The following is a 14,435-nucleotide window of genomic DNA, read 5'->3' on the forward strand; positions in this document are numbered from 1 at the left end:
AGACAATGACATGACACAGACAGGCATACCCTATGTCTTCATGCGCGGCGGCACCTCACGCGGGCCGTATTTCAACCGAGCCGACCTGCCCGCAGAACAAGAGACCCTTGCCGCGGTCTTGCTGACCGCCCTCGGGTCTGGTCATCCAATCAATATAGATGGCATCGGCGGCGGCGTGGCTGTAACCACCAAGGTCGCCATGCTGTCGCTATCCGACGATGACTGGGCAGATGTGGACTATTTCTTCGCACAGGTCTCGGTCGAGGACAGGCTGGTAGATTTCAAGCCCACATGCGGTAACATCCTGTCTGGCGTCGGCCCGGCGGCAATCGAGATGGGGCTGGTAAAGCCCAGAGGTGACGAGACTGAGATCAAGATTCGCTCAGTCAATACCGGAGCACAGGTTTTGGCGCGGGTCCAGACGCCCGGGGGTGCCATGCAATATGATGGCCTAACAGAAATTGCTGGCGTGCCGGGGACCGCCGCGCCCATTGCGTTGAACTTTATGGGTGTGGTGGGGTCTTCCACCGGGGCTTTCCTGCCGACAGACAACTTGCGCGACAGTTTTGATGGGATCGAGGTCACCTGCATGGACGTGGCGATGCCCATGGCCATCGCACGAGCCGCCGACTTTGGCCTCACGGGCTATGAGACGGTGCAGGAACTGAACAATCATAAAGACTTCTTTGACCGTATGGAATCCATACGGCTTCAGGCCGGCGCGGCGATGGGCATGGGGGATGTGTCGAAATCCGTTACGCCCAAGTTCGGCCTCCTGGCACCAGCAAAAGACGGCGGCACCATCTGCACCCGTTATTTCATGCCCTGGAACACACATCCCTCAATGGCGGTGACCGGCGCACAATGCCTCGCATCCTGTGCGCTGACCCCCGGCACTGTGGCCGACGGTCTGTTGAAGCGTCCCAGTGAGAGCCCTGCCAATGTGGTACTGGAACATGCCTCTGGCACAATCGAGGTGCTGGTGGATTTTGAGATGAACAATGGTTTCAGCCTGAATTCCGCTGGCCTTTTGCGGACAGCCCGCAAGCTAGCGGATGGCCGGGTTTACGTGCCCCAAAGTGTCTGGAAAGGTCACTGATATGCCGATGATGAATTTGCTGGTGGCGTTCAACGGGTCGGAGGGTTCCGTGGCCGCGCTACGCTACGCCGCCGCCCTGGCGAAACGCTTTGATGCCCATGTCACGGCTCTTCTGGCTCAATCAGGTCACGAGGTGATCGATCGCCGTTCGCGTTGGATCCCGAAAGAGGCGCGCGCCTTACTGGAGGCCGCCAACACCGTTGTTTTGCAGGAGATTGAGGTCAGGTTCGAGGCAGAGCGCGCCGCCCTGGACCTTGCCAATTCCCTGCAACTGAAGGAGGTCACGGGCCGCGTCGATACAGTACTGGCTGAAGCCGCGCGCCACTACGACATCATGATTGTCGGGACCCACTCTGACAGCGATGACGAACACGTCACCCTGCACCCTGATCGCATAGCGCTGATGTCCGGACGCCCCGTGATAGTGGTCCCGGCAGGATATGACGCAGGTGCCGACCACAACCATGCTGCACTAGCTTGGGACGGAGGGCGCGCCGCTGCTCGTGCGCTGTCCGACAGCCTGCGCCTGCTCGAGGACGAAGGCCGTGTCAGCGTGCTGACAGTTGGCCCCCGCGCGCAGTGGCCCATCGAAGATCTGATGCTCCATCTTGAACGGCATGGTGTGGAACCAATCCACGAGGATTGGCCTCTTACCCATCCCGTAGCTGATACCATCCTGACGTGGTGCGGCAAACACGATCCCTCGCTCTTGGTGCTCGGTGCCTATGAGCATTCGAAGTTTCGCGAAGATTTTTTTGGCGGTGTAACCTCCGAAATCCTGTCCCGAACCAAGATCCCAGTGCTCTTGTCCCACTAACGTCGGTTGAGGCCTTGTGTCCGGTAGCGAAGGCCTCAACACGCACACAGCGACCCTGACGTGACTCAGGCAGGCCTGGCTAACTTGCGTGAACGCGCAACCCGGCATCCAAGGCGTGGCCGTATCATAGCTGACTCTGCGGAGGTGATCATGAAGGTTCATATTCTCGATGACTGGTTCGACACACTGCGGGGTTTGCCCTGCTTTAACCTGCTGAATGAGCACGACGTCACAGTCTGGACCGATCACGAAGCCGATGAGAATGCCCTAGCTGCGCGTCTTGCCGATGCCGACTGCGTGGTCTTATTCCGCGAGCGGACACTGGTAACGCATAGCCTGCTTGAGCGGCTACCGAATCTACGATTGATCTCTCAGCGAGGAGCGTGGCCACACGTGGACGTGGGGGCCTGCACCGATCGCGGCGTATTGCTGTGCTCAAACAAGGGTGCGGATGGCGCGAACTACGCCGCAGCCGAGCTGACCTTCGCACTGATCTTATCCGCCATGCGGCAACTGCCCCAACAGATGGCCAGCATTAAGACGGGGGGTTGGCAGATGGGTGTGGGCCGCACACTGCGTGGGCGGCGTTTGGGCCTCTACGGATATGGTCGCATCGGGCGTGCTGTTGCGGACTACGCTCGTGCATTTGGCATGGAAGTCATCTGGTGGTCCTCTGACGCAGGTCGCGCACGCGCGATAGCGGACGGCAAGCAGTTGGCCGAGAGCCGCACTGCGTTCTTTGCCGAAAGCGACGTCGTATCTCTACATATGCGGCTAACGCCTGAGACATCCGGGATCGTTACCGCGCAGGACCTGGCGTTGATGAGGCCTCGCTCACTGCTCGTGAACACTTCTCGTGCCGGGTTAATCGAGCCCGGCGCGCTGCTATCATCGCTGGATGCCGGCCGCCCCGGAATGGCCGCCGTTGATGTGTTCGATAGCGAACCACTGATGGACCCAACTGATCCGTTGCTGGCACATCCTAACCTGATCGCTACGCCGCATATCGGCTTTGTCACCGAGGACGAATTCGACAAGCAGTTTGCGGATATCTTCGAACAGGTGACTGCCTATGCCAACGGCCATCCGATCCACATGGTCAACCCGCTCGTCTTCGGGCAATAAACCCTGCCACAACTGGCGCCCCAACGATCACAATAACGATACGGGTCAAATGATGGGTAATCACAAACCCTAAGTCCGCACCAGTGACGATGGCTAACACTGTCATCTCGGCCTGCCCGGCCGGGGCAAAGGCAAGAAATACCGCCACCGGATCGCCAAGACCGAGCCCGGTTACCAACCCCGTGAATCCAGCCGCCAGCACCATCAGGACCAGAACATAAGCTACGCCTGCAGCGACAATGCGAGTCAGCTCTCTTGCGGTCACGCCAAGAAAGTGGATGCCGATCCCACAACCGATAAAGAACTGCGCGATAAGCAGCGCTTCGGCTGGTGGACGGAAATGGATCACACCCGCAAGTGACAGCGCTGCGGTTATGATCATTGGGCCAAGGATTGATGCCCCGAACAGGCCCAGACGCTCGCCACCCTTCCAACCAACCACCGCCGCCGCAACCATGATCAGGATTTCATGCAGCGGCAGATCCGACACCGGTGCACCGATCGGGTTGGTCAGGGCCGAACCGTAGAAATGGCTCAGGAAGAAGGGCGCAAGCGTTACAATGATCAAGACACGTGTTGCATGAACCAATGACAAGGCACGTGCGTCGCCGCCTGCTTCGGTGCCAAAAATCACCATATCCTGCAGCCCCCCTGGCATGGCCGCATAATAAGCAGTGGCCGCGTCAAACCCCCAGAGCCGGCGAAAGAACGGCACCCCTACAAAGGCGATCACGGCAATAAACACAGGGATCAGCGTCATCGACAGTGCCATGCGCGGCAGTTCGGCTATGACCTCCGGCGTGATCGACGCCCCAACCGCCACCCCAAGTATCGTGCGCGCGGCGATTGACACCTGGCCAAACCCCTTCAGCGGAAAATGCAGCAATGCTCCCACGAGGCAAAAGGTCATGGGGCCGAACAAGAAAGCCAATGGCAGATCCAGCATCCAAAACAGCAACGTTCCGACGCTTGCTAGTACAAACGTCAGGGCACGGCACGCTAGAGAATGAGAAAGAAAATTGTGCAAACCGGTCTCCTGACTGTCTTGACGTCTCAATGAATACTCTTGTATCCAAGTGTATACAAGTAGATTCTGGAGAGACCATGACCAGCGATGACGACAGCACACCACAGGGCAATAGTGCCTATGCGCGATTGCTGACTGAACTGCGCGAGGGACGGCTCAATCCCGGTGATCGCCTGCGCGAAACAGACCTTGCGGAGCGCCTCGGCATGTCACGCACTCCAGTACGCGAGGCAATCCGCCAGCTGGAGGCTGATGGGATCGTCACCCATGTGCCGCGTCAGGGCGCCAGCATCCGTACGCTTGGTTATGCCGAAGTTATGGAGCTCTACGAGATGCGGGCTGTGCTCGAAGGCACCGCCGCGCGGCTGGCCGCACGGGCCGCCTCCTACATCGAAATCGAAGAGCTCTACGAGATGAACCAGCAGATGGCAACACTTGGAAACGTTCCGGAGGCGTTCATCCTAAATCGCCAATTTCATGCAGGACTTCTGGACGCGGCCAAGAATCGCTTCCTCGCCCGATCAATCCACGCCCTTCAAAAGGCGTTGATGATCCTCGGGCCGACCACGCTGACCCAACCCGATCGCGGCGGTAAGGCTGTAGAAGAACATTTTGGCGTGCTCGACGCCATAAAAGCACGGGATGGATTGCTCGCCGAGGCAGCAATGCGCGCCCATATCGAAGCGGCACAGCGTGTTCGCGTACGCGCGCTTCGCGCCCGGCCCGACCAACCCATCAATTACGATGGGGATCTCATTTGACTGCCGATCGCCCGGATATTACCGTCATCGGCGGTGGCAATGCCGCGCTCTGTGCCGCGATCACTGCCGCCGAGGAAGGCGCACGCGTTCTGATCTTGGAAACTGCGCCCAAACCCTATCGGGGCGGCAACTCCCGGCATACCCGCAACTTTCGCTGCATGCACCGTGGTCCACTTGGACCGCTTGTCGACAGCTATACCGAGGAAGAATACCTCGCCGATCTTATGAAAGTAACGGACGGCAAGACCGACGAGCGGCTGGCGCGGCTCGCCATTCGGGCGTCTGAAGAGTGCCTGCCTTGGATGGAGGAGCACGGAGTGCGATTCCAACCGCCCCTGTCAGGCACTTTGTCTCTGGCTCGGACCAATGCATTTTTCCTTGGCGGAGGCAAAAGCTTGGTCAACGCCTATTACCGCACTGCAGAGCGCCTTGGCGTTCAGGTGGAATACGACGCGGCTGTTACACGCATAAAGATGAGTGACGACAACGTGGCCTTTGTCGAATACTCGCAGAAGGGACAGACCCATCGGGTCGCGCCAAAATCCGTGGTCGTGGCATCTGGCGGCTTTCAAGCAGATACCGAGTGGCTCGCCCGTGCCTGGGGTCCCGCTGCGAAAAACTTTCTCATCCGCGGCACGCCCTATAACCGCGGAGTAGTCTTGGCGGATTTGCTGGAGCAAGGGATCGAACAAGTCGGCGATCCAACCCAATGCCATGCCGTAGCAATCGATGGTCGCGCACCAAAATTTGACGGTGGTATCGTCACTCGGCTTGACTGCGTTCCGTTCTCGATAGTCGTCAACAAAAACGCGCTACGGTTCTATGACGAGGGCGAAGACGTTTGGCCCAAGCGCTACGCCATCTGGGGCCGACTGGTGGCCGCACAGCCCGACCAGATCGGCTATGTTATCATCGACGCCAAGTCGTTGAACCTGTTCATGCCCTCAGTATTCCCCCCCATCAAGGCAAACACACTAGAAGAACTGGCGGGAAAGTTAGACCTGCCAGCGGATACACTGCTGCAAACAGTTGACGAATTCAACACCGCCTGCGGGGACACATCTAATTTCCATCCCACGGAACTGGATGCGGTATCAACAACTGGGCTCACTCCGCCAAAGACAAACTGGGCACGCCCAATTACTGAGCCACCATTCTATGGCTATTCGCTGCGCACCGGCGTGACCTTCACCTATCTCGGATTGAAAGTCGACGAGCGTGCTCAGTGTTCCCGTGGCAATCGCCCCGTCAGAAATCTCTGGGCGGCGGGAGAAACCATGGCCGGGTCCATTCTGGGCCAAGGCTATCTAGCCGGGTTCGGCATGACCATCGGAACCGTCTATGGACGCATCGCAGGCAAGGAGGCCGCTGCTTATGCCAATGCAAACTGATCTTCTGAACGAAGCCCGCCGCCAAGCCGAAATCTGCAACGCCTGCCGCTATTGCGAGGGCTATTGTACCGTCTTTCCGGCACTCCATGCACAGCGCGCATTCTCAGATGGTGATCTGACGCAACTGGCCAACCTTTGCCACAACTGCCGGGGCTGCTACTACGCCTGTCAATACACCGCTCCACATGAATTTGATCTGAACCTGCCACAAGCACTGGCCAATGTCCGGCAGGACAGCTGGGAAGATCTCGCCGTTCCACGCTCGGCAGGCAGGGCGTTCCAAAAGAATGGCGTACTGATCGCTGTGGCCACCGCGGTTGGTTTCGCACTACTGTTTTGGGCAGCACGGGCGCTGGCCTCATCAGGCGGCGATGGTTTTTATGCGGTATTGTCGCACAATGCGATGGTAGCCATCTTCCTGCCCGCCTTCCTGTTTCCATTGTTCAGTATCGGTATCAGCCTGCGCTGCTATTGGCGCAAGATCGGCGCAAAGCCATTGAAGATAGCACATCTGACACAGGCTCTACGGCAGGCTGCGAATATGAAAAACCTCAAGGGCGGCCATAGTGACGGCTGCAATTTCGAAGATGAAGACCGGTTTACACACGCCCGACGTGTGGCTCATCAGGCTGTAATGTACGGCTTATTGCTGTGCTTTGCGTCCACCAGCGTTGCCACCATGATGCACTATGTGTTCGACCTGCCTGCGCCATACGGGCTGCTTTCCCTCCCGAAACTATTCGGCATCTCTGGGGGGCTCTTACTCGTTATCGGCTGCTTCATTATGATTTGGCTCAAGCTGTGCTCTGACCGCAAGTTGGGGGCCTCGTCAGCATTTGGTGGTGAATTGGCTTTTGTTGGCCTTCTGGGGTTCATCGGTCTTAGCGGTCTCGCCCTTTATACGCTCGGTCAGTCCGCGATGATGCCATTGATGCTGGTCCTCCATCTGGGGGCGGTGCTGGCGTTCTTTATGCTAACACCCTTTACAAAAATGGCGCACGGGTTCTACAGGCTGGCCGCTCTTGCAGCGGATGCGCAACGATCACCCTAAACAGGGCCATGGAGAGGCCGTACGGCTCCCCCTTCCGTTCATCACGAAAATCATCAGACCTGCAGTTCAGCTTCCACAGGCGACGTTCATAAACCGAGCAATAACTAAGCTGAATCGAATGGCCGTAGTGCCGGGCAAACACTATTGTGCTTTCCAATCCCAACGCGGCCTACCGAGGGTGCGAAAAGCATGGATCCGTAACTTCAAGGATATTGCATGACAAAGACGGGGCTTAAGAGCCTTTGTTTTGCAGACCACGATGGAAACCGAATGGCCTCGGAGAAATAGTCTACTAGCATAGCCCCCGGCATTGGGTGATTTGGGCACGACATACTCATCCGTTGCGCCCGTGTGCGTTTCCTGCGTACGATCCGCTTGTCACATTAAGTCGACAGCCCCCGGCTCTGACTAAAGAGAAACCGCCCAATCAATTGCGCAACGATACCCGCGTTAGGCGGCGAAAAGGCGCCCTTGGATCCGAATACGCTCTTTCGCCACCTCTCAGCGCTGCTTATAAGACATAAAGCCCGCTCTCGGCAGAGTCGCGGGACAGGTGGCAGTTTTACAGGGTCCTAATATATGTCGATCTTCGGAAATCTCGGCGGGTTGTTCACGTCTGACATGGCAATCGATCTCGGCACGGCGAATACGCTGGTCTATGTTAAGGGTCGCGGTGTCATCCTGTCGGAACCTTCGGTTGTGGCCTACCACGTCAAAGACGGCGTGAAAAAAGTCCTCGCAGTCGGCGAAGACGCTAAGCTGATGCTGGGTCGGACGCCCGGCTCCATTGAAGCTATCCGCCCCATGCGTGAAGGGGTGATCGCCGATTTTGATACCGCCGAAGAAATGATCAAACATTTCATCCGCAAGGTTCACAAACGCTCCACCTTCTCCAAACCCAAGATCATTGTTTGCGTGCCTCATGGTGCGACCCCTGTTGAAAAACGAGCGATCCGTCAGTCCGTTCTCTCTGCCGGAGCCCGCCGTGCCGGTCTGATTGCGGAACCAATTGCTGCGGCAATCGGGGCAGGCATGCCTATCACCGACCCAACTGGCAACATGGTTGTCGACATCGGTGGCGGCACCACCGAAGTTGCAGTCCTGTCGCTTGGCGACATTGTTTATGCGCGCTCTGTTCGGGTCGGCGGCGACCGTATGGATGAGGCGATCATCAGCTACCTGCGTCGCCAGCAAAACCTGTTGATCGGGGAATCTACCGCAGAGCGTGTTAAAACCTCCATCGGCACCGCGCGGATGCCCGATGACGGCCGTGGACAGTCCATGCAAATCCGGGGTCGCGACCTGCTAAATGGTGTCCCCAAAGAAATCGAAGTCAGCCAAGCCCAAGTGGCTGAAGCGTTGGCGGAGCCAGTTCAGCAAATTTGCGAAGCTGTGATGACCGCGCTGGAAACCACTCCGCCGGATCTTGCGGCCGATATTGTCGACCGGGGCGTGATGCTGACCGGCGGCGGGGCTCTTCTTGGCGATCTGGATCTGGCACTGCGCGAGCAGACAGGGCTGGCCGTCTCCATCGCGGATGAGAGCCTGAACTGTGTGGCCCTTGGCACCGGCAAGGCGCTGGAATACGAAAAACAGCTGGCACACGCCATCGACTACGACAGCTGAGCCGTCGGGCCGTCCCTAAGATGGCCGACGTTCAGCGCCGGGAAGGAATACCTTGGCCAAAGATCGGTCCCAGCGAGATGATTACGCCGCCCCGCTGCGACGCCTGCTGACCGGGGTCATCTGCCTATGCCTTCTGGGTGTTTTCCTTGTATGGCGTATCGACAGCCCGAGAGTTGAACGGTTCCGGGCTCAAGTCGTGGATGCCGTTGTACCCAGTATGGACTGGGCCATGATCCCGGTCGAAGGCGCAATAAATCTGTTCCGCGATTTTCAAAGCTACCAGCGTCTTGCCGAACAGAACCGCGAGCTGCGCAGTGAGTTGCGCCAGATGCGCGCCTGGAAAGAGGCGGCCTTGCAGCTAGAACAGGAAAACGCCCGCCTTCTGGATCTCAACAATGTGCGACTAGATCCACGTCTCACCTATGTAACCGGCGTCGTGATGGCCGACAGTGGATCGCCGTTCCGCCAGTCAGTAATCCTGAACGTCGGTGCGCGTGACGGTGTACGTGACGGGTGGGCAACTATGGATGGCATCGGACTTGTGGGCCGGATCTCCGGCACCGGGCGGGATACCGCGCGCGTGATCCTGTTGACCGATGCCGCAAGCGCCGTACCTGCTCTCATTCAACCCTCCGGGCAAAGCACACTTGTGGCCGGCGATAACAGCCCAACGCCTGTTATCGACTTCCTTGAAAACCCTGACCTCGTGCGCCCCGGCGACCGGGTAGTGACGTCCGGGGATGGTAACGTTTTTCCCGCCGGTTTGCTGATCGGGCAAGTGACACAAGATCGGTTTGGCCGCCTGCGTGTACGCCTGTCTGCTGACTACGAGCGGCTGGAGTTTCTGCGGGTGCTGCGCCACCACGGGTCGGAGGTGATCAAGGATCCCGGCGGATTGGTTGTTCCGGCACCCGGTATCAACGTACCACAGCCACGACCAGAGGGGCTGGGCAACAACGATGCCGCAGCGGAGGCTGGAAATGGCGAGTAACGCCCCGGCGCGTATCTGGATTATGCGTGCGACTTTTTCTGGGCTGGCTCTGCTGATCATGTTCTTTCACCTGCTGCCTTTGGATACGTTGCCCTCTCGCTGGGCACCACCTGATCTTCTGCTGGCACTGGTTGTAGCCTGGTCGGTCCGCCGCCCTGACTACGTCCCTACCCTTTTGATTGCTCTAACGTTTCTGCTGGCGGATCTGCTATTTCAGCGGCCACCGGGCCTGATGGCTCTTCTCGTAGTGCTGGCTTGCAGCTTTTTGAAATCGCAAGTACAGCCGCACCGTGAAACCGCCTTTATCGGAGAGTGGGTGACAGTCGCTGCAACAGTCACGGCAACCACCCTGCTAAACCGACTGGTCCTCGCAATTCTGGGGGTCGAACAACCCTCTCTGGGGTTGATTCTGATCCAAATGGTAGCAACACTATTGATCTATCCGCTTGTCGTATTAGCCAGTCAGAGCCTGCTGGGGGTTCGTAAACTCTCCCCTGCCGAAGCAGAAGCGCTAGGAAACCATCGATGAAACGCACCGTAAAAGACGTCGAAGGATCACACCGCAAGATAAGTCGTCGTGCCCTTTTGCTAGGCGGCTTTCAACTCGCGTTTGCTGGCGGTCTGGCGATGCGGATGCGCCATCTACAGGTTGATCAGGCTGATCAGTTCCGCCTGCTGGCTGAAGAGAACCGCATCAATATCAGGCTGATACCTCCGGCGCGTGGCCAGATCTACGATCGGAATGGCACGATCCTGGCGCAGAACGCACAATCCTACCGCATCACAGTGGTGCCGGAGGATGCGGGCGATGTCGGCGACGTCATCGGCAAGCTGTCGCGGCTACTGACACTTGACCCTGAGGACATCGAGCGCGCTTTGGCCGAGATGCGCCGCTCACCACCGTTCCTCCCCATCACATTGGCCGATCAGATAAGCTGGGATGACATCTCCAAAGTGGCGGTGAACGCCCCCGCCCTGCCCGGTATCACACCAGAGGTAGGTCTGACCCGTGTCTATCCGCAGCTGGAGGATTTTGCCCATGTGGTGGGCTATGTTGGTCCTGTGTCTGACTATGACCTCAGCAAGCTGACCGACCCGGAACCTATTTTGCGCATTCCGCGGTTCCAGATCGGCAAAGTTGGATTTGAGGCCAAGGTTGAACGTGATCTGCGCGGCAAGGCTGGCGCTAAGCGGGTGGAGGTCAATGCGACCGGCCGCGTTATGCGTGAGCTGGACCGCCGAGAAGGCGAAGCCGGAGCCGACATGCAGCTGAGCGTGGACGCCGATCTTCAAAGTTACACTCAAGCCCGCCTTGGGAATGAGAGCGCCAGCGCGGTGATCATCGACTGCGAGAGCGGCGATGTGCGCGCCATTGCCTCTTCGCCCAGCTTTGACCCCAATCTGTTTGTACGCGGCATATCAGTGGCCGACTACCGGCTCCTGACCGAAGATCCCTATCGCCCCCTGGCCAACAAGACCGTTCAAGGGACCTATCCGCCGGGGTCTACCTTCAAGATGATCACAGCGCTTGCTGCGCTAGAGGAGGGGCTAATCGGCACCGAAGACACGGTCTGGTGCCCTGGTCACCTAGAGGTTGCAGGCCGCCGCTTCCATTGCTGGAAACGGGCCGGGCATGGCCATGTCGACCTCAACACCTCCCTCAAAAGCTCCTGCGACGTTTACTATTACGATCTCGCAATAAAGGTGGGGATCGACAAAATCTCGGCCATGGCGAAACGCTTTGGCCTTGGCACGCGCCATGATCTGCCAATGTCCGCCGTTGCAAAAGGGATCGCCCCAAACAAAGAATGGAAATCCAAGACTTACGGTGAGGATTGGCTGATTGGTGACACTGTGAACTCCTCCATTGGCCAGGGCTATCTTCTCGCATCGCCAATGCAGCTGGCTGTCATGACTGCACGTCTTGCCACAGGACGCGAGGTAACACCCCGGCTGCTGAAATCCATTGACGGGGTAGAACAACCCAGCGGCGCAGGCGAGTCACTTGGTATCAGCGAGAATAACCTGCGCACCGTGCGTCGTGGCATGTATTCTGTGAGCAACGAGCGGCGCGGCACCGGCTATCGCTCCCGCATCATCGCCGACGGTATGCGCATGGCTGGCAAAAGCGGCACGAGCCAGGTCCGCAATATCACCGCTGCAGAACGCGCAGCCGGGGTGATCCGAAATGAAGACCTGCCTTGGGAGCGCCGTGACCACGCATTGTTTGTCAGCTACGCGCCTTACGATGATCCGAAATTCGCCGTTGCAGTGGTTGTCGAACACGGCGGTGGCGGCTCCAAGGCGGCGGCCCCTATCGCACGTGACGTGCTTCTGCAGGCGCTTTATGACGGGACGCCTCCGCTAGAGGCTTACCCCAAGAAAGATCGCCCCGGCATTCAAGCCCTGCAAGAGCGGCTAGAGCGTGAACGCATCCAGCGCGCCCGCAGCAATGATAGCAGTCAGGCGTGAGAGGCTTGGATAGGAGAGAACTGGCATGAGCTATCTCGCCAATAATGCGCAATCGGTTCCGACCGGCCTTCGCAAGATCCTGTACCTCAACTGGCCGTTAACCCTTCTGCTGGCCAGCGTCGCCAGCGTCGGCTTCCTTATGCTCTATTCAGTTGCAGGCGGCAGCTTCTCCCCCTGGGTCGAGCCACAGATGAAGCGCTTTATTTTAGGGCTATCGGTGATGTTCGTGGTTGCGATGATCCCGATCTGGTTTTGGCGCAACATCTCGGTTCTGGCCTATCTTGCCTCTGTTCTGTTGCTGGTCGCTGTCGAGTTCTTTGGAGCAGTCGGAATGGGCGCACAACGCTGGATCGATATCGGGTTCATGCGCCTGCAGCCATCGGAGCTGATGAAAGTCACATTGGTGATGCTGCTCGCAGCCTATTACGATTGGCTGCCACCAGAACGCTGTTCACGCCCGCAATGGGTGATCGCGCCTGTGATCCTGATCCTCCTCCCGACCTTTCTGGTTCTGCGGCAACCGGACCTCGGAACCTCCATATTGTTGATGGCCGCAGGCGGGGGTGTGATGTTTCTGGCCGGCGTACACTGGGCCTATTTCGCAGCCGTCATAAGCGGTGCTGTGGGCCTGGTCGCAACTGTGTTCAAGAGCCGCGGCACCGATTGGCAACTCTTAAAGGATTATCAGTTCCGCCGCATCGACACCTTTCTAGATCCTTCGCAGGATCCACTGGGGGCCGGATATCACATCACTCAGTCCAAGATCGCCTTGGGATCGGGTGGTTGGTCTGGTCGCGGTTATATGCAGGGAACGCAGTCTCGATTGAACTTCCTGCCGGAGAAACACACCGATTTCATTTTTACAACTCTGGCGGAAGAGTTCGGCTTTATTGGCGGTGTCACCCTGCTGTTTATCTACATGCTGGTGATCATCTTCTGCATCGCGACCGCGCTTGCGACAAAAGATCGCTTTGCATCACTGGTGACACTCGGTGTGGCGATCACATTTTTCCTGTTCTTTGCCGTAAACATGTCAATGGTGATGGGCCTGGCGCCGGTTGTCGGCGTGCCATTGCCAATGGTGTCCTATGGCGGTTCGGCGATGCTCGTGCTGATGGCTGCTTTTGGCCTGGTGCAAAGCGCCCATATCCACCGCCCACGCTAGACGCAGCTCATAAGGCCGCCATCAATACATGCATCAGCGCACTTTCTGCATCCCGCTGATGCAAAATGACGCCTACCCGTCGGACCTCTCCCGCAAAGGGCGTGAACCGCAGCCCGTTTATACGCTGCAACCCGTCCCACCAAGGAACAACGGCTTGCGCTGTACCTTCCGCCACCATCTGTGCAATCAATTCCAACGCATCCAGCTCGGCCAGAATTTCAGGCTCGCCAACCCGCCTGGTCAATGCTTGCCAACATTGCGCGCCACCCCATGCATCGCGGCCATAAACAAGATAGGGCAGCGCTGTACCGCCTAGGCTGTCTGGCTGTAACAATCCGATAGGCTGGCAGGCCACATCCCAAAAAACATAGGCTTTGGGCACAGGAAACGGCGGCTCAATCAACAGTGCAGCATCAATTTGCCCCTGTTCCATCGCTGCATAGAGCCCTTCTGATGTCCCCGGCACCAACTGCAGCGCAACCTCTGGTGCGGCCTCACGCAAATGTCGCAGGATCGCGCCCGCGTAATCTCCCATCGCTGTCGACACCGCCCCGAGCCGCAATCGCCCAGTCAAGGCGGTACCGCGCAATTCGGAGCGCAACTCAACCTCAGCACGTAGCAGGTCATGCATTCGGGGCAACAAACGACGGCAATCAGCCGTCGGCTGCATGACCCGCCCCGCGCGGCGCAGTAAGGACACGCCGACATCAGCCTCCAGCGCCGCAATACGCTGCGCAATAGCCGATGCCGTGATTCCCTCACGGCGCGCAGCCGCAGCAAGCGAGCCTTCCTCGACTGTTGCAATCAGGCTAGACAGAAATCGTGTATCCATAGATTTACTTATGTCTGAACATAGAAAAACAAGCTACCCTTTGTACTGATCTCCCTCTATCCCTATAGGCAGTTAGAT

Annotated in this window: 13 protein-coding genes; 11 read left to right on the forward strand and 2 right to left on the reverse strand. The window is 58.1% G+C overall.

Translation table 11 applies throughout. The features are described 5' to 3' along the window. The first annotated feature begins 10 nt into the window (after positions 1 to 10). The 3 genes from ACEWZM_RS05060 (at position 11) to ACEWZM_RS05070 (ending at position 3,041) form a co-directional block, all read left to right on the forward strand. A complete protein-coding gene (locus ACEWZM_RS05060; protein ID WP_414005401.1) occupies positions 11 to 1,099 on the forward strand; it encodes a 4-oxalomesaconate tautomerase in 1,089 nt (362 codons plus the stop codon). 1 nt (position 1,100) lies between these two features. Continuing rightward, on the forward strand, positions 1,101 to 1,916 hold the full coding sequence (locus tag ACEWZM_RS05065; RefSeq protein ID WP_414005402.1) for a universal stress protein: 816 nt from the start codon (positions 1,101 to 1,103) through the stop codon (positions 1,914 to 1,916). Between the two features lie 150 nt (positions 1,917 to 2,066). Next, on the forward strand, positions 2,067 to 3,041 hold the full coding sequence (locus ACEWZM_RS05070) for a D-2-hydroxyacid dehydrogenase family protein (RefSeq protein WP_414005403.1): 975 nt from the start codon (positions 2,067 to 2,069) through the stop codon (positions 3,039 to 3,041). Here ACEWZM_RS05070 and ACEWZM_RS05075 read toward each other — a convergent pair. Then, positions 3,016 to 4,068, reverse strand: a complete 1,053-nt coding sequence (locus ACEWZM_RS05075; protein WP_414005404.1) for an AbrB family transcriptional regulator — start codon at positions 4,066 to 4,068, stop codon at positions 3,016 to 3,018. The genes ACEWZM_RS05070 and ACEWZM_RS05075 overlap by 26 nt on opposite strands. A gap of 77 nt (positions 4,069 to 4,145) precedes the next feature. Between ACEWZM_RS05075 and ACEWZM_RS05080 the strand changes: the two genes are divergently transcribed. The 8 genes from ACEWZM_RS05080 (at position 4,146) to rodA (ending at position 13,525) form a co-directional block, all read left to right on the forward strand. Continuing rightward, on the forward strand, positions 4,146 to 4,829 hold the full coding sequence (locus ACEWZM_RS05080) for a GntR family transcriptional regulator (RefSeq protein WP_414005405.1): 684 nt from the start codon (positions 4,146 to 4,148) through the stop codon (positions 4,827 to 4,829). Beyond that, the gene (gene tcuA, locus ACEWZM_RS05085; RefSeq protein WP_414005406.1) at positions 4,826 to 6,220 is read left to right on the forward strand and encodes an FAD-dependent tricarballylate dehydrogenase TcuA; all 1,395 of its coding nucleotides are present in this window, start codon (positions 4,826 to 4,828) and stop codon (positions 6,218 to 6,220) included. Before ACEWZM_RS05080 ends, tcuA begins: the two co-directional genes overlap by 4 nt. Beyond that, complete coding sequence (gene tcuB / locus ACEWZM_RS05090) at positions 6,204 to 7,271, forward strand: tricarballylate utilization 4Fe-4S protein TcuB (RefSeq protein WP_414005407.1); 1,068 nt, start codon at positions 6,204 to 6,206, stop codon at positions 7,269 to 7,271. The genes tcuA and tcuB overlap by 17 nt, the downstream gene beginning before the upstream one ends. Positions 7,272 to 7,850: 579 nt before the next feature. Beyond that, entirely contained in the window at positions 7,851 to 8,897 is a 1,047-nt protein-coding gene (locus tag ACEWZM_RS05095; RefSeq protein WP_414005408.1) for a rod shape-determining protein, read from the forward strand. A gap of 52 nt (positions 8,898 to 8,949) precedes the next feature. Further along, entirely contained in the window at positions 8,950 to 9,888 is a 939-nt protein-coding gene (gene mreC, locus ACEWZM_RS05100; protein WP_414005409.1) for a rod shape-determining protein MreC, read from the forward strand. After that, positions 9,878 to 10,417, forward strand: a complete 540-nt coding sequence (gene mreD, locus ACEWZM_RS05105) for a rod shape-determining protein MreD (protein WP_414005410.1) — start codon at positions 9,878 to 9,880, stop codon at positions 10,415 to 10,417. Before mreC ends, mreD begins: the two co-directional genes overlap by 11 nt. Then, positions 10,414 to 12,360 (forward strand): penicillin-binding protein 2, encoded by a 1,947-nt coding sequence (mrdA, locus tag ACEWZM_RS05110; protein ID WP_414005411.1) that lies wholly within the window; start codon positions 10,414 to 10,416, stop codon positions 12,358 to 12,360. The genes mreD and mrdA overlap by 4 nt, the downstream gene beginning before the upstream one ends. A 25-nt stretch (positions 12,361 to 12,385) precedes the next feature. Then, positions 12,386 to 13,525, forward strand: coding sequence for a rod shape-determining protein RodA (rodA, locus tag ACEWZM_RS05115; protein WP_414005412.1), 1,140 nt, complete (start codon positions 12,386 to 12,388; stop codon positions 13,523 to 13,525). Positions 13,526 to 13,532: 7 nt separating this feature from the next. On the opposite strand, the gene ACEWZM_RS05120 is transcribed toward rodA, so the two are convergent. After that, a complete protein-coding gene (locus ACEWZM_RS05120) occupies positions 13,533 to 14,357 on the reverse strand; it encodes a LysR substrate-binding domain-containing protein (RefSeq protein WP_414005413.1) in 825 nt (274 codons plus the stop codon). Between the last annotated feature and the right edge of the window lie 78 nt (positions 14,358 to 14,435).

This window comes from Phaeobacter cretensis (assembly GCF_047372505.1).
Lineage (GTDB): Bacteria > Pseudomonadota > Alphaproteobacteria > Rhodobacterales > Rhodobacteraceae > Phaeobacter > Phaeobacter cretensis.

What these genes read in the sequence shown, in the direction of transcription:
- ACEWZM_RS05060 (WP_414005401.1), top strand. Translation starts at nt 11, where the DNA reads ATGACACAGACAGGCATACCCTATGTCTTCATGCGCGGCGGCACCTCA.
- ACEWZM_RS05065 (WP_414005402.1), top strand. Translation starts at nt 1,101, where the DNA reads ATGCCGATGATGAATTTGCTGGTGGCGTTCAACGGGTCGGAGGGTTCC.
- ACEWZM_RS05070 (WP_414005403.1), top strand. Translation starts at nt 2,067, where the DNA reads ATGAAGGTTCATATTCTCGATGACTGGTTCGACACACTGCGGGGTTTG.
- ACEWZM_RS05080 (WP_414005405.1), top strand. Translation starts at nt 4,146, where the DNA reads ATGACCAGCGATGACGACAGCACACCACAGGGCAATAGTGCCTATGCG.
- tcuB (WP_414005407.1), top strand. Translation starts at nt 6,204, where the DNA reads ATGCCAATGCAAACTGATCTTCTGAACGAAGCCCGCCGCCAAGCCGAA.
- ACEWZM_RS05095 (WP_414005408.1), top strand. Translation starts at nt 7,851, where the DNA reads ATGTCGATCTTCGGAAATCTCGGCGGGTTGTTCACGTCTGACATGGCA.
- mreD (WP_414005410.1), top strand. Translation starts at nt 9,878, where the DNA reads ATGGCGAGTAACGCCCCGGCGCGTATCTGGATTATGCGTGCGACTTTT.
- mrdA (WP_414005411.1), top strand. Translation starts at nt 10,414, where the DNA reads ATGAAACGCACCGTAAAAGACGTCGAAGGATCACACCGCAAGATAAGT.
- rodA (WP_414005412.1), top strand. Translation starts at nt 12,386, where the DNA reads ATGAGCTATCTCGCCAATAATGCGCAATCGGTTCCGACCGGCCTTCGC.
- ACEWZM_RS05120 (WP_414005413.1), bottom strand. Translation starts at nt 14,357, where the DNA reads ATGGATACACGATTTCTGTCTAGCCTGATTGCAACAGTCGAGGAAGGC.